At 63.8% G+C, this 16,932-nt stretch carries 18 protein-coding genes; 8 read left to right on the plus strand and 10 right to left on the minus strand.

Annotated features, from left to right (window positions below):
- Nucleotides 1-15: 15 nt before the first annotated feature.
- Both Q1V57_RS08390 and Q1V57_RS08395 read left to right on the plus strand, forming a co-directional pair.
- The gene (locus Q1V57_RS08390; protein WP_300529584.1) at nucleotides 16-393 is read left to right on the plus strand and encodes a PAN domain-containing protein; all 378 of its coding nucleotides are present in this window, start codon (nucleotides 16-18) and stop codon (nucleotides 391-393) included.
- A gap of 83 nt (nucleotides 394-476) precedes the next feature.
- Nucleotides 477-1,559 (plus strand): DUF2336 domain-containing protein, encoded by a 1,083-nt coding sequence (locus Q1V57_RS08395; RefSeq protein ID WP_300529586.1) that lies wholly within the window; start codon nucleotides 477-479, stop codon nucleotides 1,557-1,559.
- Here the strand turns inward: Q1V57_RS08395 and Q1V57_RS08400 are convergent.
- Genes Q1V57_RS08400 through Q1V57_RS08415 form a run of 4 tightly spaced genes read right to left on the minus strand, consistent with a single transcriptional unit; the run spans nucleotide 1,556 to nucleotide 5,186 of the window.
- On the minus strand, nucleotides 1,556-2,725 hold the full coding sequence (locus Q1V57_RS08400) for a mechanosensitive ion channel family protein (RefSeq protein WP_300529588.1): 1,170 nt from the start codon (nucleotides 2,723-2,725) through the stop codon (nucleotides 1,556-1,558). The genes Q1V57_RS08395 and Q1V57_RS08400 overlap by 4 nt on opposite strands.
- Nucleotides 2,722-4,329 (minus strand): peptide chain release factor 3, encoded by a 1,608-nt coding sequence (locus tag Q1V57_RS08405; RefSeq protein WP_300529590.1) that lies wholly within the window; start codon nucleotides 4,327-4,329, stop codon nucleotides 2,722-2,724. Before Q1V57_RS08405 ends, Q1V57_RS08400 begins: the two co-directional genes overlap by 4 nt.
- Before the next feature lie 56 nt (nucleotides 4,330-4,385).
- Nucleotides 4,386-4,799, minus strand: coding sequence for a hypothetical protein (locus Q1V57_RS08410; RefSeq protein WP_300529592.1), 414 nt, complete (start codon nucleotides 4,797-4,799; stop codon nucleotides 4,386-4,388).
- 51 nt (nucleotides 4,800-4,850) lie between these two features.
- Nucleotides 4,851-5,186: a DUF1491 family protein gene (locus Q1V57_RS08415; protein ID WP_300529594.1), complete on the minus strand. Its 336-nt coding sequence runs from the start codon at nucleotides 5,184-5,186 to the stop codon at nucleotides 4,851-4,853.
- Between the two features lie 102 nt (nucleotides 5,187-5,288).
- On the opposite strand from Q1V57_RS08415, the gene Q1V57_RS08420 reads away from it, so the two are divergent.
- Entirely contained in the window at nucleotides 5,289-6,914 is a 1,626-nt protein-coding gene (locus Q1V57_RS08420) for a cellulose biosynthesis cyclic di-GMP-binding regulatory protein BcsB (protein ID WP_300529596.1), read from the plus strand.
- A gap of 46 nt (nucleotides 6,915-6,960) precedes the next feature.
- The gene (locus tag Q1V57_RS08425; protein WP_300529598.1) at nucleotides 6,961-7,875 is read left to right on the plus strand and encodes a hypothetical protein; all 915 of its coding nucleotides are present in this window, start codon (nucleotides 6,961-6,963) and stop codon (nucleotides 7,873-7,875) included.
- A 3-nt stretch (nucleotides 7,876-7,878) separates the two neighbouring features.
- Here Q1V57_RS08425 and Q1V57_RS08430 read toward each other — a convergent pair whose 3' ends face one another.
- Nucleotides 7,879-9,609: an ATP-binding protein gene (locus tag Q1V57_RS08430; RefSeq protein WP_300529600.1), complete on the minus strand. Its 1,731-nt coding sequence runs from the start codon at nucleotides 9,607-9,609 to the stop codon at nucleotides 7,879-7,881.
- A gap of 192 nt (nucleotides 9,610-9,801) precedes the next feature.
- Between Q1V57_RS08430 and Q1V57_RS08435 the strand changes: the two genes are divergently transcribed.
- The 3 genes from Q1V57_RS08435 to Q1V57_RS08445 all read left to right on the plus strand — a co-directional run bounded on the left by Q1V57_RS08435 (nucleotide 9,802) and on the right by Q1V57_RS08445 (nucleotide 11,802).
- Nucleotides 9,802-10,788 carry a hypothetical protein gene (locus tag Q1V57_RS08435; RefSeq protein ID WP_300529602.1) on the plus strand — a complete coding sequence of 329 codons (987 nt, stop codon included), beginning with the start codon at nucleotides 9,802-9,804 and terminating at the stop codon, nucleotides 10,786-10,788.
- A gap of 247 nt (nucleotides 10,789-11,035) precedes the next feature.
- Nucleotides 11,036-11,302 (plus strand): hypothetical protein, encoded by a 267-nt coding sequence (locus Q1V57_RS08440; RefSeq protein WP_300529604.1) that lies wholly within the window; start codon nucleotides 11,036-11,038, stop codon nucleotides 11,300-11,302.
- A gap of 86 nt (nucleotides 11,303-11,388) precedes the next feature.
- A complete protein-coding gene (locus tag Q1V57_RS08445; protein ID WP_300529606.1) occupies nucleotides 11,389-11,802 on the plus strand; it encodes a SufE family protein in 414 nt (137 codons plus the stop codon).
- Here Q1V57_RS08445 and Q1V57_RS08450 read toward each other — a convergent pair.
- Nucleotides 11,799-12,134 (minus strand): metalloregulator ArsR/SmtB family transcription factor, encoded by a 336-nt coding sequence (locus Q1V57_RS08450; protein ID WP_300529608.1) that lies wholly within the window; start codon nucleotides 12,132-12,134, stop codon nucleotides 11,799-11,801. The two genes, Q1V57_RS08445 and Q1V57_RS08450, sit on opposite strands and share 4 nt — an antisense overlap.
- Nucleotides 12,135-12,218: 84 nt before the next feature.
- On the opposite strand from Q1V57_RS08450, the gene Q1V57_RS08455 reads away from it, so the two are divergent.
- Nucleotides 12,219-13,589: an alginate export family protein gene (locus Q1V57_RS08455; protein WP_300529611.1), complete on the plus strand. Its 1,371-nt coding sequence runs from the start codon at nucleotides 12,219-12,221 to the stop codon at nucleotides 13,587-13,589.
- Here Q1V57_RS08455 and Q1V57_RS08460 read toward each other — a convergent pair.
- The 4 genes from Q1V57_RS08460 to Q1V57_RS08475 form a co-directional block, all read right to left on the minus strand.
- Nucleotides 13,586-14,296: a DUF6456 domain-containing protein gene (locus Q1V57_RS08460; RefSeq protein WP_300529613.1), complete on the minus strand. Its 711-nt coding sequence runs from the start codon at nucleotides 14,294-14,296 to the stop codon at nucleotides 13,586-13,588. The genes Q1V57_RS08455 and Q1V57_RS08460 overlap by 4 nt on opposite strands.
- The gene (locus Q1V57_RS08465; RefSeq protein ID WP_300529615.1) at nucleotides 14,293-14,646 is read right to left on the minus strand and encodes a helix-turn-helix domain-containing protein; all 354 of its coding nucleotides are present in this window, start codon (nucleotides 14,644-14,646) and stop codon (nucleotides 14,293-14,295) included. The genes Q1V57_RS08460 and Q1V57_RS08465 overlap by 4 nt, the downstream gene beginning before the upstream one ends.
- Before the next feature lie 154 nt (nucleotides 14,647-14,800).
- Nucleotides 14,801-16,540, minus strand: a complete 1,740-nt coding sequence (locus Q1V57_RS08470) for a Na(+)/H(+) antiporter subunit D (RefSeq protein WP_300529617.1) — start codon at nucleotides 16,538-16,540, stop codon at nucleotides 14,801-14,803.
- The gene (locus tag Q1V57_RS08475) at nucleotides 16,533-16,841 is read right to left on the minus strand and encodes a hypothetical protein (RefSeq protein WP_300529619.1); all 309 of its coding nucleotides are present in this window, start codon (nucleotides 16,839-16,841) and stop codon (nucleotides 16,533-16,535) included. The genes Q1V57_RS08470 and Q1V57_RS08475 overlap by 8 nt, the downstream gene beginning before the upstream one ends.
- Nucleotides 16,842-16,932 lie beyond the last annotated feature (91 nt).

Consider the following 16,932-nt stretch of genomic DNA (forward strand, 5'->3'; position numbering starts at 1 on the left):
CGCCAGACTGGCCGCATGCGACACGTGCTCAGCCTGATTGCGGCAATTGCCGCCTGCTCGACCCCCGCCATCGCCCAGGGCGGCGAAGGACATGCCCGCCGCGGCGCGATCTATGACCGTGTCGATATGGATGCGGGAACGGTGCAGGCCTGTTCAGCCCTGTGCGACCGCGATGATCGCTGTGCGGCCTGGAGCTATGCCCGCGCCGGCCTGATGGGCCCCTATCCGCAATGTGCCCTGCTCAGCGCGCCAACCACCCCGATCGCCCAGCCCGGCCATACCACCGGTCTCTCCACAGCGCTGGCAGACCGGGTCGCCAGTGCCGCCCAGCGTCCGCTCAGCGAACGTGAGCTGGTCGCCCTGCGCGCCACCTATTCGCGCTATCCGCACTGAAGCGAACAATTTGCACGACCCCGCGTACGCTTTTTTTACCTGGCTGTGGGAGGGTCAATACCAAGCATGGAACGGAATTGGGCATGGCGGTCGTCAGCAAGCTGAATAATCTGGTCGAGCTGGCGAAGGAAAAGTCCTCCGAACGCCGACGCGCCCTCTTGCGTGAAGTCACCGATCTTTTCTTCGACGAGCCCCCGGCCCGTGACACCAGCGTGTCGCAGCGCTTTGAGGATGTGCTCACCAGCCTGGCCGAACAGACCGCCGAGGAAGCCCGGGTGGAATTGTCGGAACGTTTTGCCGAGACCGATATGGCGCCCAAGGGCCTGGTGCTGAAACTGGCCCAGGATGCGATCGAGGTCGCCGCGCCGATCCTGGCCAAGTCCTCGGTGCTGGAAGAACAGGACCTGATCGAGATCGCCGAGACCGGTCAGCAGACCCACCTGAAAGCCATTTCCCAGCGCGACAGCGTCTCCGAGCGCGTCTCCGACACGATTGTCCGCCGCGGCGATGATCACACCGTCGCCAGCCTGATCCGCAATGAAGGCGCCCAGATCTCGCGCCAGACTTTCGAGGTTGTCTCCGAGCGGGCGGAAACCTCCCCGGTGCTGCAGGAGCCCATGGTCGAGCGCGCCGATACGCCCAATGACTTGCTCGCCGATCTCATGTTGACGGTGGAGAATAATCTGCGCGAGCGCATCGTAGAGCGCTTCGACCAGGTCGACCCCAAAGTCATCGAACATGCCATGGCCGCCTCGCGCGCCCGGCTGGCGTCCCGGCTGGAGGAAGACCGAGAGCTGGAAGAGGCGCGCAAACAGATCCAGGGCCTCAAACTGCGCAAACAGCTCGACGGCGCCCAGCTCGCCCGCCTCTTGCGCGAACGCCAGCTGATGACCTTCTATGTCGGGTTTTCAGAGATGACCGGCGTCGACATTGTCGCGGCCCGCCGCGCCATCGAACAGGATTGCGTCGACCCGCTGGCCCTGATCTGCAAGGCCGCCGGCTTCGACAAGGCGCTCTTCGTCACCCTCGCAGTGCTGCGCGGTGCTGCCAATGCGGAAGCCTTCTCCGACGCCAAGGAGCTCGGCCGCCTGTATGAACGGATCACGCTGGAAGACGCCGAACGCGCCATGCGCTTCTGGCGCCTGCGCCGGGATGTGGCGGCCTAGGCCTCGGTCTTCTCATTTGGCGGATTGAAGATCTCCGCGCCGCTTTCCAGATAGACACTCGTTGAGGGGAAGGCGAAGTCGGTGCCCGCTTCTTCGACGATTTCCTTGATCTTGAAGGCCAGGTCTTCCTTCAGCCTCAGCCATTCGCCCCAATTGGTCGTCTTGGTGAAGCAATACAGCATGAAATCGATCGAGCTGTCGGAGAAACGGTCGACCCGCATGAAGGTCGAGACCTCCGGCGGATGCGCGTATTCGGGGTGGGTCAGGACATAGTCCAGCACCTGGTCGCGGATCTGTTTGAGCTGCTCGATCGAGGTGTCATAGCGCACACCGATGATCCAGTAGGTCCGGCGATGCGTCATGCGGGAGAAATTGGTCACCGCATTATCGGCCAGCTTGGCATTGGGCACATAGACCGGGCCCTTGTCGAAACGGCGCACCAGGGTGGAGCGGAAATTGACCTCCTCCACCGTCCCCTCGACGACACCATCCACCTTGATCCAGTCGCCCGGCAGGAAGCGTTTCTCGGTCAGGATCAACAAACCGGCGATGAGGTTTTTGAACAGGTCTTGGGCCCCCAGGCCAACGGCGACACCGAACAGGCCCAGACCGGCCACGATCGGGCCGACGGAAATGCCCCAGAGCTCGAGAATGGCGGCGGCACCGACGATCACGAAGACAATCCGCAACGCCTTGGTCATCCAGTCCAGCATCAGCGGTGTCAGCGTGTTCTGCAGACCCTTGAACAAGTGCATCACCGGATCGACCGCATTATGCAGGGCCCAGAAAATGGCGATGGTGATGAGGGTGCGGATGATGTTCTCGCCATCGGCGATCAGGAAGGCCCCCTCTTCCTCGGCGCCCGCCTGCAACGTGCTGAGGGCGAAGAAGAGCGCGACAATCACCGGCACCAGCTTGAGCGGCCCGGCGAGCGCATCGACCACGGCATCATCGAGCTTGTTTTCACTCTTGGCCGCCATACGACGCAGCGAGGCCACCAGCCAGCTGGCGATCAGCCCGCGCAGGGACAGGCCAAGGATAATGATGAGAACGGCCGACATGCCGTGCCCGACACTGACACCAAGAAACGAGCTCGCCCAGACATCCTGGGTAATGCGCCAGAGTTCTTCAAAATCGGCGACGAAACCTTCAGCCTGCGTCGTCATGCAGAACGCTCCTTGGCCCGGTGGAAGCTGACATCGGGGAATTTCTCCTCCGAATAGGAAACCTCCCAGGCGCTCTTGGCAAGGAAGACGGGATCGCCATTGATATCCTCGGCCATGGCCGATTTGTGCCGGTCAGCGAAAGCCTCGATCTTGGCGTCTTCGCCGCCGAGCCAGCGCGCTGTCTCATACGGCGCCGGTTCGAAATCCACCTCGAGACCGTATTCGGCCGCGACGCGCTCACGCATCACGTCGATCTGCAGCGCGCCGACGGCGCCGACGACAAAATCGCCGCCCATCACCGGGCGGAAGAGCTGGGTCACGCCCTCCTCGGCCAGGCTCTCCAGTGCCTTCTTGAGGTGTTTGGCCTTCAGCGGGTCCGCCAGGCGGGCCCGGCGCAGGATTTCCGGTGCGAAATTGGGAATACCGGAGAAGCGGATCTTGCCGCTTTCCGACAGGCTGTCACCGACGCGCAGCGTGCCGTGATTGGGCACCCCCATGACATCACCGGCAAAGGCCTCGTCGGCGATCTCGCGATCCTGGGCGAAGAATAGTGTCGGCGAGGAAACGGTGAGCTGTTTGCCCATCTCCGTCTTCAGCTTCATACCGCGTTTGAACTTGCCCGAACACAGGCGCACGAAGGCGACGCGGTCACGGTGATTGGGGTCCATATTCGCCTGCACCTTGAAGACGAAGCCGGCGACTTCCTTGCCGCCCGGTTCGACCTCACCGGCCTTGCCGGAAATATCGGCTGCGACGCGAGCCGGGCCGGGAATATTGTCGGCGAGACCATCGAGCAGTTCGTGCACGCCGAACCCGCGCAGGGCCGAGCCGAAGAAGACCGGTGTCAGATGGCCCTCGAGAAAGCTCTGCATCTTGAAGGGCGGGCATAGCTCCTTGGCCACTTCTGCCCCCTCACGCACCTCATCCATCTCCTCTTCGGAGAGGATTTCGGAAATCATGTTGGAGTTGAGATCGACCACTTCACTGGGCTGGCCCGCCTCGCGCTCCTGGCCTGGGCGCTGATAGACGTGGAAGCCTTCCGTCGCCAGATCCAGCACGCCCTTGAAACGATTGCCCGAACCGACCGGCCACTGCATCGGCGTGGTATCCAGCGCCAGTTTCTCCTGGATATCTTCCAACAGCTCGATCGGATCGAGTGCCTCGCGGTCCATCTTGTTGATGAAGGTGACGATCGGGATATCGCGCAGGCGGCAGACCTCGACCAGTTTCAGGGTCCGCGGCTCCACACCCTTGGCCGCATCGAGCACCATGATGGCGCTGTCGGCCGCGGTCAGCGTCCTGTAGGTGTCCTCGGAGAAGTCTTCGTGGCCCGGCGTGTCGAGCAGGTTGAACAACAGCCCGCGGTGTTCATAGGTCATCACCGAGGCGGAAACCGAGATACCGCGCTCCTGCTCGATCTTCATCCAGTCCGACTGGGTACGGCGGTTCTCACCGCGCGCACGGACCTGACCGGCGAGGCGGATGGCGCCGGCCGACAAGAGCAGGGTCTCCGTCAGCGTCGTCTTACCGGCGTCCGGGTGAGAGATGATGGCGAAGGAACGGCGGCGGGCCCATTCCGGGGCCCCCGGTGCGGGAGTGGTCATGGATCGGTTGGTCCGGGGTCGGTGATGTGAAACTGCAGGCCGCCCGGTTAGCCCGATCAGTGGGCGCTGTGCAAGTTTTCAGTGACGCGCGACCAGACCTCGTGATTGATCTCGTCGACCGTGAGCACCTCATGGTTCTGCTGCCGCCAGAGATAGGCCAGCGTCGTGATCGGAACATTGGCAAAGCGCAGGCCGACATCATCAGGCCCCTCTGCTCCCTGCGGCCGCACAGCGAGGATCGCGTTGGCGCCCGGCGCCCGGTAACTGATCAGGGCGCAGAAATAGCGCGTCCGCTCGAACTTGGTGTGCGCCATATTCGGGTCGACATAGATCGCCTCACGCAGCAACTCGGTCAGATGAGCCGGTGTCAGGGTTTCAAACTGCGAGACAGGCAAGGGAATCGATCCGTCCCGCAGGAGCGAGCTGACATCTCCCAGCTCGAAGACGACATCGTTGAACAGGAACAACATCACTAAAGGCCTTCAAGAGCGCTATTGCTGAGAAGACTAAGCCGGGATTCGTTAAAGCTCCTCAACCGGCTCGGTTAAAAAATGACGTCCCTGCCGGTCTTCGATTTCAACCAGCCAGAGATCGGGGTCATCATCGCAGCGCTCGCGGCAGTATGCGTCGACCGTCGGCTCGTCCGCCTCGCCCTTGCGGAATCGAATCCATAAACGTTCGCCCAATTCGTCCCGGACCGGGACATAGAGCACGCAATCTGTCCTTGATTGCACGACCTTTACGAGCACCGCCCCCGCGTCCTCGTCTCCCCGGCGAATCACATAAGCGGCCGCCAGACCTGATTCAGCACGCCTTATCAGGGCTTCCACCCAAAAAACTGCCTTCAATCGACTCATTTTCGTTGATGGCCGCTCAATTGCTTAATAATCTGTAAATGGGTGAGGGAGTGTTACATGTCAGTACGAGTGGTGTGCGCCGCACTGTCGTGGTGGGCTGTTATGGCTGGTGCAGCCGTGGCTGTCGAGGGGGATGCAGCTGGCGAAGCTGAGGTTTTGGGGACCGCAGCCGAGCAAGCCGTCTATACAGAGGAACGTTCACTGTCGGATTTGCAGTCCGGCATGACCGCATTCGTGCTGTCGCCCTCGCAAAATACCCAAACGATTTCATTTACTTTGCCGCCGAACGCGGATGCGACCGAAGCTTGGCTGAACCTCGCCGCCCGTCCGGCAAGCGAGACCACGACCGGGCGCATCCATGTGTCACTGAACGGTGGAGAAGCCATTGTCATCCGCCCGCAGGCGCGGGCCATGGAGGCGCGATTCGCCCTTTATTCGGATGATGTGCGCCCGGGCGAAAACGCCCTCGAAATCGCCTTCACTTCCGACAGCGCCACCGCGGGCTGGATCGTCGACGCCAGCCGCTCGCAATTGCGCCTGTCCATGCAGCGCCTGGAACAGCTCGGCTCGCTGGGCCAGCTGGAAGAGACGCTGGGCGCCGATTTCGCCGCCCTGCGCCGTGTCGCCCTGGTGACGGAAGACAATATGGAACGCCCGACCGTTGAAGGTCTGGCCGCCCAGGCTGTCGCCCTGCGCGCCGGTCGCGTGCCGCTGTTTGGCGGCGATGCCGAGACGGCCGACCTGATTGTTCGCATTGCCGAATACGACGCGCTGAGCGAAGCCGACCGCGCCCTTCTGCGTCATGATGGCCGCGCCATCGGTCCGGAGATCGCCTTTGCCGGCGGTGCCACGCCGCGCCTGATCGTGACCGGTCGCAATGTCGAGGAAACCACGGCTGCAGCGCGCCTTCTGGCGGCCCGCTCCTTCGCGGACCAGGGCGCCAGCTTCGTCGCTGCCGATGCCCTGTCGGCGCGTCATCTCGGTGCTCCGCAGGCGCGCGATGCGCGTCATCTCAGCCAGGACGCCGACCTGCGCATGTTTGCCAGCTCGGCCCTGCCCTTCAGCGCTGACCAGGGTGCCCGCACCGCGGTTCAGCTCGTCGCCAGCGATGCCGAGGCCCGCTATGGCGCGCTTTCGGTTCTGGCCCGCGCCGCCCTGACCGGTGGCGAAGCCTGGCTCTATGCCTGGTATGGCGATGGCTCGGTGGAAGCGCCGGCGAACCATAATCTCCTGGTGATCGGTCCGGACAGCACCCAGTTTGACGAGATCGACCGCAATGCACCGGCCGAGCTGCGCGCTGCCCTGCGCGCCGCAGAGCGCAGCCAGGGCCAGCGTGGCCTGATGCGCCTGGCGGCTGCGGCCTATGCCGATGACGGCAGCGAAACCGAAAGCGTCAATATCGGCGTCGCCTCGCTGTTTGAAGATCGCAATCATGCCGGACGCTGGATCGCCACCATGACGGCCCCGGAACCGGCCTCTTTCGAAGCCGCCGGCCGGTCGCTGGCCCGCTCTGATCTGTGGGGCGCGCTGGAAGGCCGGGCCGCTGTGTGGAGCACGCGCGGGGTCACGCCGATTGATTTCCGCGTCACTGCGCCGACCTGGCAGGAACGCCTGCGCGAGTTTGCGCTGGACCATACCCGGGACGCGGCTTTCGTCCTGTTCGGGCTGGCGTTCTTCATGCTGATGCGCGGTATGTGGCATCGTCGCCGCCGCGTTCACGCGTCGTAAAACCAAACTTGCTATAACCCACGCCTCGCATCAGCGGGGAGTGAGTATGCGTAGAGTGATCACAGCCATTATGGCTGCGGCAGCGAGCCTGTCCGCCGCCAGCGCCCAGGATGCCGCCGATGTCTTCGGCGAGCGGGCCATGGCGCTCGCGCTCAACACCCAGTGCGGCATGTTCACGGACAGCCAGTCTGCCGTGCTCGAAGCCTCCTTCCTGCAGGCGCGCAACACGTTGCTGCGCGCCGGCACCCAGCCCGGCCAGCTCGACGCCGTGCAGACCGACATCCAGCGCGAAGCGGCGCGAAAGCCCTGTAATGCACCGGAGATCATCGCCCTGCGCGAAACGGTGCTGTCGGCCTATGACGCCTATAGCCGCCGCCTGCGCCAGGAATTTCCCGGCGGTACATTCGGCTGGAGCGCGCGGCGCCCGACCGGGTTTGAAACGCCGGAATGGCTGATCCACCAGGACACCGGCACGGTTGATGCCGGCATTGCCCGGATTGATGGCGAGAACCATCTGGCGGTGACCGTACCGGGGTCTGGCGAGTTCACCTCGGCGGTGATGATCCTGCGCGATCCGGCGCGTGAACCGGGGCTCTACGACCCCACGCTCGGCGGCATGTTTGCGATGCCCGAAGGCGCGGAATGGGTGCGCTGGGCGGCCCCCGACTATGCCATGACACGGGTCTTTGCCTCGGGCCGTCTCGGTGCGCAAACCGTGCTCGCCCTGTCCGATGAAGGCGCGGAACGCGTCGGCTACAGGTTCGGCGCGCGCGCGCTGGCGGCGCTGATCGAGCGCGATCCGCGCGAAGCCGCCCGCATTGATTTCCTCAACCGGCGCGGCGAGCGGGTGATGTCACATTATTTCGAGATTGCCGACTTCGCCGCGGCGCTGGCCTTCCTGCGGGCCGGTGATCGGAACGGCGATGGCGCCGTGACTGCAAGCGGTGGATCGACCCGCTAGGGATCAGCCGGCCGAGACCAGCCCGTTCGAGGCTTTCTGGGCGCGCTCGATCTGCTTGTGCACATCCAGGCGCTCATCCTCGCTGACCACTTCCCCGCGCACATCCGATAACACCGGCAGGGTCACCGTTACCGTGGTGCCGACACCCTTGCGGCTGGCAATGCTCATCGTACCGCCATGCAGTTCGGCCAGCGCCCGCACCAGTGACAGGCCAAGGCCGGTCCCCCGGTTTTCGATATCGCGGGCATTCCCGGCCTGGCGATAGGGCTGGCCGAGCAAATCAGCATCTTCCTGGTCGAGGCCGACCCCGCTATCGCCGACGGCGAGGACGAGATTGGATCCCAGAGCCCGGGCCATGACCACGACCGCGCCGCCATGCGGGGTGAATTTCACTGCATTGGACAAGAGATTGAGCAGGATCTGGCGCACCGCCTTGCGGTCGGCATTGACCTCGATGGGGTCGTCGATCGGGTCGATCGACAGGGTCAGACCACCCTCTTCCGCCTGCAGCCGCATCATCTTGGCGGCCACGGCAACGACTTCGCCGACATCGAAACGCTCTTCGACCAGCTCATAGCGATCGGCCTCGATCTTGGACATGTCGAGGACATCGCCGATCAGTTCCATCAGGTGCTGACCGCTTTCATGGATCAGATCGGCATATTCCGCATAGCGCGCCGGCAGCGGGCCGAAGAGCCGGGTCTTCATGACGTCGGAAAAGCCGATAATGGCATTTAGCGGCGTGCGCAGTTCATGGCTCACCGAGGCGAGGAATTGCGATTTGGCGCGGGCATCATCCAGCGCTTCCTGACGGGCCAGGGCCGCTTCGCGCAAAGCGTCTTCCACCGTCACCGAGTTATCGCGGGTCAAGGCGGCCACAGCCCCGCCGGGGATCGGCGCCGCATCGAGGCGAACGGTTTCCGGACGGCCACGCTCACCGCGGACCGTCAGCAGGTCGGTGAGCGGACCGGCAGCGGCCCGGCGCGTGGCGGCGGCGAGATGGACCCGGTCCTCTTCGTCAAAACCGATATCGGAGACCGGCAAATCATCAATCGAGGGCGGCAGGCCCGGCGACAGGTCGCGCATGCCGCTGGATGCGGCCAGGATATGCCCCTCATGATCACAGGCGATCAGGGCCGAGGGCGCCGCATCAAAGGCCGCGGTCCGCGCCCGGCCGCGCTCGGCTTCCGCCTCGGCGCGATCGGTCTTGCGAATGGCGCGCAGGGCCGCGCAGGCAAAACCGTAGGCGACCATGAGGGCGAGCCCGAAGACAAAGGGCAGATGGACCTGAACCAGTTCCGGCGCCGGGCGGATAAAGCCGGCCATATGCAGCGCCAGCGTGACCAGAGCCGCAGAACCGGACACCGCGCCCGCCTTGATGATCGCATCTCGGTCCCCGCTCGCCGCGGCCACGGCCGGCGGCAGGAGGAAGGCCAGCACGCCCAGGCCCAGCACCCCGCCGCCCGAGGCGGTGACGCCGACCGCCAGGGAGGTCCACAACATGGCGATGATGAAACGCTCGAAAGCGCGACCCATGCGGGGCTGCAGGATCAATCCGGCAATGGCGGGAAAAGCGATCGCGGTCAGGCCGGCCACAGCCAACCAGGCCGGCAAGGTCAGTTGCGGCCAGAGCTGGACCGCCGCCCAGGCGACCGTTGCCAACCAGATCAGGTTGACCACAGGTCCGCCGCGCTTGGCGATCCAAAGAGATATATCGCGCTTAGGCTTGTGCATATTCCCGTCGCAGCGACTCATTCATAAGAGTTAAGACCAACCTCGGCCCCAGGGGTTAACAAAGCCTGAATCGTAAACTTCTCGCGTTTACGAATGGGAATGAGAAAGACTGCATGAACAATTCATGATTCCCCGCTTGGAGTGAAACCCGGGCCGGGGCAGTATGCCTTCAGCGCGTTCTTGGAGACCCTCATGCTCGTTCCGTTTCTGTCCAGCCTTGCTTTGATTGCTGCCGTTCAGGATGCGAATGAGGAGGCGCCGGTGCTGCAGCTCGATGCGGCGCCGCAGGAACCGGTTTCCGCCCTGGTCGACACCGCCGGTGATTACGCAGCCTATCACAGCGTCATCGCGGATCTGCGCGACGCCCCGATCGGTTCGGCCAATGATCTCGACGACGCCATGGACCGGCTCACCGCCTTTTACAGCGATGAACGCCTGGTGCGGGCCTGGATCGCCTACACCGCCATGATCGCGGCCCGGCATCCCGAATATCTCGATGATGTGCGCGAGCTCGCGGATTATTATGGTCCCGAAGCGGCCATGTCCGGCCTGATGTATGACCCGGCCTACGCCACCAGCTTTACCCACGCCTCCGACGCCCAGGCCTCGGTCGTCGACGCGCTGGATCGCGATACCGCGCAGATCCGCGAAGTCTCCGAGCGCTACCGGGCGGCCGCCTATGATCTGCAGACCGGCAATGACGGTCGCTGGGCCCGGGTCCGCGCCCGCGACCGCCAGGACCGTCTCGATGCCATTACCAATGCCGGCGAGCGCGAGATTTCCGTCGATGCCGAGATCGCCAGCCGCGTTACCAGCGGCGTCGCCGCCTCGGAGCTGTTCCAGCCGGCCGCTGCCAGCTCAGATGCTACCGCCATGACACCGCAGCTCAGCCTGACGGTCGGCGAGACGCGCTCCAATCCGGACCGCACCCGTATCGGCCGCATCCTTTCCGTCGCCGCACTGGAAGACCTGTCGGCTGATCCGCAACGCTCCTCGGAAGTCATCGACGCCCTGCTCTCTGACCCGGTGGTCGAGCGCTGCCTCGCCTGGGTCCGGCTCGACCTGCAACAATGCGTCGCCGCCGGGCACTACAAGTATGAGGACAGTTTCTGCATCGCCGAGCACGCCCTGCTCGATGTCAGCCGCTGCCTCGGCGCGTCCAGCCAGGCCTCCAACTAGGCGGCCAATAGGGCGAAACGCCTGATATAGGGTCGTATTTGCGCCCTGATCGTGTCCCACGCCGGGACAAGATAAAATTGCGTATAAATTTTAGACAAAAAACCTGATCCAGATTTGCACGCTATTTGGGCTACCCCCCGGATTCGCGTGCAATTGCGGCGTGTTTTGCCTAGCCTCTATCCTGCAAAGAAGAAGAACAGCTGTCCCACAGGAAAACCCCGCCGGGAACAAGCTGTCGAGAGGTTGGATGATGATGTTCGTTATTCGCGCCGCTTTCTGGCTCGCCATTGTCAGTGTCTTCGTACCGGCGGATTTCGCCGGGGCGCAGATCGACATGCCGTTCGAGATCAATGAAGCGACCACGATCGATCTGAACGCCGATGGCTGGTGCGCCGAGAATGCCGAGATTTGCCGCGCGGGCGAGGAAGCCCTCCAGTTCGGCGGCTTCCTGGCCGACATCGCCGTGGACCGGATCGACGCCGCTATCGAGGCGCACAACGACCAGGAGGGCTGATCCCTCCCCCCAAAGCGGCGCTACGCCGCAGTATAAAGGCGCAGCAAAAGCTTGCGCCGGCCGCGCGAGCGCACTAGGTCCGCGGCATGACCGAGCTTTCCATCCAGGACACTGTTGAAGACCTCGTCGACGAGTTTGATCTCCTCGACGATTGGGAACAGCGCTATCGCTATCTCATCGATATGGGCAAGGCCCTGCCCGACTTGCCGGAGGCCGAGCGCACCGAAGAAACGCGCGTGAAAGGCTGTGTCAGCCAGGTCTGGCTGATCGAGGAGCGCGACGGTGACAAACACATCTTCCGCGCCGACAGCGATGCCCACATCGTCCGCGGCCTCGCCGCCCTGTTGCTGCGCCTGTATTCCGGCCGCACCGGCGAGGAAATCGGATCCATCGACGCGCGCGACGTCCTCAAGCGCATCGTCCTGGCCGAACATTTGTCGCCGCAACGCTCGAACGGCCTGGCCTCGATGATCGGCCGTATTCAAGCGGCGGCGGGTTAGATCCCGACCGGTTCCGGCTGGCGCGTGACCACATCACAGATGTCGGGATGGCCCTGGCAGCAGTCTTCGATGAGGAAGCCGACTGTGGCAGCGGTGGTCTCCATACGCACGACATAAATGCGCGAGCGGCCCTCGCGGCGGGCCTCGATCAGGCCGGCCTGGCTCATCGTATTGAGATGGGCGGAGAGGTTATTCGGTGCCACGTCCAGCGCTTCGGCCAGCACGCCGGCGGCCAGCCCGTCCGGGCCGGCTTGCATCAGGCGGCGGAAAACGCTCAGCCGCGTCGGATGGGCCAGCGCAGCAAAGCGCCCGGCCGCGATGCGGTCATCCATCAAAAATCCCCCAAAATCACTTCAACACTCGTTGAATTGAAATTCTATTCATTTTATAACCGCTTCGATTGACGGGGGGTAGTCATGTTTTCGATCAGCGCATTTAGCCGCGCCGTTGTCTGGGCGCTGCTCGGTACAGCTGTGACCACACCTGTCCTGGCCCAGGACGGCATTACCGTAAGCGGGGAAGTGCGGGCGCGCTATGAGAGCCTGGACGGCCAGTTCAGAGCCGGACGGTCCGGCAGCGACCAGGCGCTTTTCCTGCGAACGCTTGTCCACGGCCGCTATGAAGCGGACGATTTCGCCTTCGGGATCGAGCTGCAGGACAGCCGCGCCTATTTCGACGATGAGGGCACGCCGCTCTCGGCCAGCTATGTCAATCCGCTCGATATCCTCCAGCTTTACGTCGAGACCCCGGCGCCCGGCCTGCTTGGCCAGGACTGGTCCGGCCATCTGCGGCTGGGCCGGCAGACTGTTTCCATCGGCTCGAAACGGCAGATCGAGAGGGTCAGCTATGCCAATGTGATCAAGAGCTATACCGGCGCCCACTACACCAGCCGTACCGATGCGGGCGATGAATTCCATCTCCTCGCCATTGTGCCCCTCTCGCGCCAGCCCGGCGACCGGGGCCTGATCGGCGACAACACGCTCTCGGGTGATGACGAACAGTGGAACCGGCAGATTTGGGGCGTGCATTATCGCGATGCCAACGCCTTTCTCGGCTTGGCCGAGGGCATTATGGCCGAGGCTTTCGTCTATGGCCTAAACGAGCGCGACAGTGCCGATTTCGCCACCCCCAACCGGCACTACACGGCGCCGGGCTTCAGGCTCTATCGCCGTCCCCAGACCAGCCAGTGGGATGTGGATATTGAAGGCGTCTGGCGCTTTGGCAGCCGGCGCGCGACCAGCGCCGACAGCGATACGGACGACCTCGATGTCAGCGCCACCATGTTGTTCGCCGCTGCCGGTTACACGTTCAATGCGCCCTGGAAGCCGCGCCTGGCGCTGGAATACTATTGGGCCAGCGGCGATGACGATCCCAATGATGAGAGTTTCGACCAGTATGAGCGCCTGTTCGGCTCGCGCCGCACCGATCTCAACAATACCAGCCTGCACGGCCCGCTGACTCCGGCCAACCTGTCCGCGCCTGGCGTGCGCCTTGAGCTTGATCCCGGTCCACGCTGGTCGGCGCGGATACACTACTCTCACGCCAGCCTTGCAAGCGAGACGGATAGCTGGGTCATCGCCAAGCTGCGCGATCCGTCCGGACAGTCCGGCGATGTGATCGGACAGACGATTGATAGCCGCGTGGTCTATGATCTCGTGCCGGATACGCTGGAACTGGAGCTAGGCACCTCGGTCTTCCTGCCCGGCGAATTTGCCGACAACGCCCCCGCCAGCCCAGCACCGGATGAAACGTTGTTCGGCTATGCTCAGGTGGCCTGGCAGTTTTAGATCAGACGGTAATGCCACGCCAGCGCATCCAGCGCCTGCGCTAGGACGGCCCGGCCCGAGCGCGCCTTCCAGCCAAAGCGGCGCTCCAGGCTGGCCAGGCTCTCCTCGCGAACGAGGGCGGCCATGAGTACAGCTTCATTGCGTTTGCCAGCGGCTGCCAGGGCCCGCATGACGCGGTCCTTGGCCCGGATCCGGGTCAGGCTGGTTTCGGCCTGGCCTCCGGCCCGGCCGGGCGCGCGGGCCAGCGCGTCGGCAGACCAGTTGCGGGTCACCGGCGCGAGCAGGCTGGAGCGGTGATAATCGGCCAGGAAGCGTTCACCGGCCTGGCGCTGGCGCGGGCTCAGCCCCGTAGCGAGCCGGCCGAGCGGGCTTTCCAGGGCGTTGATTTTGACCTTGGTGAGACGCCCGGCCCGGTCAATCAGGCTGCGCGAAACCATCTGCCGGTGCTGGCCGGCGAAACCCTCCAGCCCTCCGGAAGCGCGGATAGCGGTCGCGCGCCCCATTTGCGTAAGCCGATAGGCCTCGCCGTCAGGCTCGACCTGCCCGGCGGCGATCGCCTCATCGAGTGCTGCGCGGCCCAGCTTGGCCAGCGGCCGGCGGCGGCGATCGCCACCGGCGAAGACGCCGAAACGGTTTGCATCGCGCACCAGGGGCCAGAGCTCGGCCCCGTCCCTGGCCAGACAGCGCTGCCAGCGCGGCGTGCTCATGCCAGCCCCTCCCCGTCACCGCCGGGCCAGGGTGCGGCACGCAAACAGGCTTCAAGTTGATCCAGACAGGTATCGAAGGCGCGATCATCGCGCTCATCTTCGACCCGGTGGCAGGCATAGGCCGCGGTTGAGCGGTCCCGGCCGAACGCATGGGCGACCCGGGTCAGGGGCAGACCGAAGGCGATATGGGCCAGATACATGGCGACCTGGCGGGCAAAGGCCGCCTCTCGCGAGGCCCGCGTCGGGGCCACCACTTCCTGGGGCGTGACACCGAAGCTGAAAGCCACGGCACTGGCGGCGAGCTGTGCGCACGCGGCGTCGCGGCTGGTGCGGCTCGTCGGTTCGATCATCCTGCTCTCCCTTGCATCGGCGAAGCGCGTGCTTCGCCTGTCCATGCTAGGAGGCTACGCCCAGGTGGGGATAATATTCCTATAGGCGTCGCAAATCCACAAAATACACGCATAGAGTGCATTTTGTGGATTCGAGAGCTAAGTGCCCGAAACTTTAGGGCGCGAGATAGGCGATCAGCAGGACGACTGCGAGCAGTGCACTGGTCCAGATGGCAAGGAGACCACTGGGGATATCCCGGCTCAGAGCACCAATAGGACTGAAGGCCTCGAACATGCGTCCGCCCAGCTTGCGGCCGACCGCATTGATCACATTGCCGATGGCCGCGGTGAGCCGGTCCATCATGGCCCAGATCCAGCGCAGGGCGCCGTCGCCGAAGCGGCGATAGGTCCAGTCGAAATCGACATTCTCCGACCGCTTCTCCTCCGGATAGAGCCCGAAACGGACCAGGAGGGTGAAGGCGAACATGGCCCCGAGGAGGAGCTGCATCTGCCCGACGATATGGTCGAACGTATAGGGCTCGTAATACAGCGCCGCCTCCGGGAAGGGCAGCATCTCGTAGAGATTGCCATAGAAAATGCCGAACCACAGGCAGAGCGCTGCCGCCAGGAACATGGCAATCAGCATATTGGCCGGGGCTTCGCGCACACGCAGGCCGCGGTCATGGGCGAAGAAAGCGAAGTACGGGATCTTGATGCCCGAGTGTTCAAGAACACCCGCCGAGGCAAAGATCAGCACGAACCAGATGATGACATGGCCCTCCTGGGCCACGGCCGCCAGGGTCAGCGCCTTGGCGACAAAACCGGAGAAGAGCGGGAAGGCCGAGATCGAGGCCGCACCGATCAGGCAGAAGACCGCTGTTGCCGGCATCGACTTGAACAGCCCGCCCAGCTCGGAGGCTTTCACCGTGCCGACGCGCAGCAGGACCGCACCCATGCTCATGAACAGGAGCGCCTTGTAGATGATGTGCACGAAGGCGTGCGCGGCCGCACCATTGAGCGCCAGCTCGGTACCGACGCCGACACCGACGACCATGAAGCCGAGCTGGTTGTTGAGCGAATAGGCCAGAACCTTGCGCAGATCATTCTCGACCACAGCGAAGAAGACCGGGAAGGCGGTCATCACGGCGCCGATATAGATCAGGATATCGGTCCCCGCATAACCGCGCGCCAGGGCGTAGACGGCCAGCTTGGTGGTGAAGGCCGAGAGCACGACGGCGCCGGTAATCGTCGCCTTGGGATAAGCGTCCTGCAGCCAGTTGTGCAGCAGCGGGAAGGCGCATTTGATACCGAAGGCGAGGAAGATCAGGAAACCGCCCGTGGTCTCGATCGTCAGCGTCTCGTCGAAGGCCCAGCTGCCGGTCTCGCTGGCGCGGATCACCGCACCGGCCAGGAGCAGAACGCCGGACAGGATGTGGATCGCCAGATAGCGCAGGCCCGCCTTGTAGGCGGCGTTATTGCGGGCGCCCCAGATCAGGAAGACGGAGGAAATCGCCGTCAGTTCCCAGAAGAAGAACAGGGTCAGCAAATCACCGGCAAAGACGGCACCGAGCCCGGCACCGGCATAGATCATGCCCATCGTGTCGGCGAGCCGGTCCTTCTCGTGCAGGCCGTAAATCGCATTGATAAAGGCCGCGATGATGAAGACCAGGCCCCAGATCCGGCTTAAGGGATCATAGCGGAAGGTCTCCAGGGTAAAGCCGCCGAACTCGATAATGCCGTAAGTGCCCGGAGCGGCCGGGTTGAACCACAGGACCAGGGCGAGCACCGGCACGACCAGGGCCAAGGCCTTGCGGAGGGTGAAATTGGGGATGATGGCGGCGATCAGACCGCCAATGATCACAGGCCAGGCCGGCGACACTTGGGCCAGGGCCTCAATGTGGAAAGCCTCAATCATCATGGCTCTCCTTGTCCCAGAAGTTTTCTTCGCGGCCGAGGAATTTGCGGATGCCGAACCAGCCGATCATCACCGCAGCGACAAAGGAGGCGAACCCCCACCAGGCGTAGAAGCCATAGGTCTCGGCGAAGGGCACGTATTCGTGGCGGTGGTGGAACAGGTCCACGGCGGCAAAGGCCAGGGCCAGAACACCGAAGACCCAGATCATCGCCGATTTCAGCCACGGCGCGTCGAGCCACAGGAAGGGCCGCGCCACCGGGTGGATCAGCTCGTCGGACTTGTCCTTGCTTGGATCGCTCATTGGGCGCTCCCGGAAATCTCGACCGGCATGAAGACCGGCTGCAGATAGTCACGCAGCGGGCCGATCAGGAAGAAGAGGATGATGACGCCGG

Origin of the sequence: Maricaulis sp. (assembly GCF_030149425.1) — a bacterium.
GTDB lineage: Bacteria > Pseudomonadota > Alphaproteobacteria > Caulobacterales > Maricaulaceae > Maricaulis.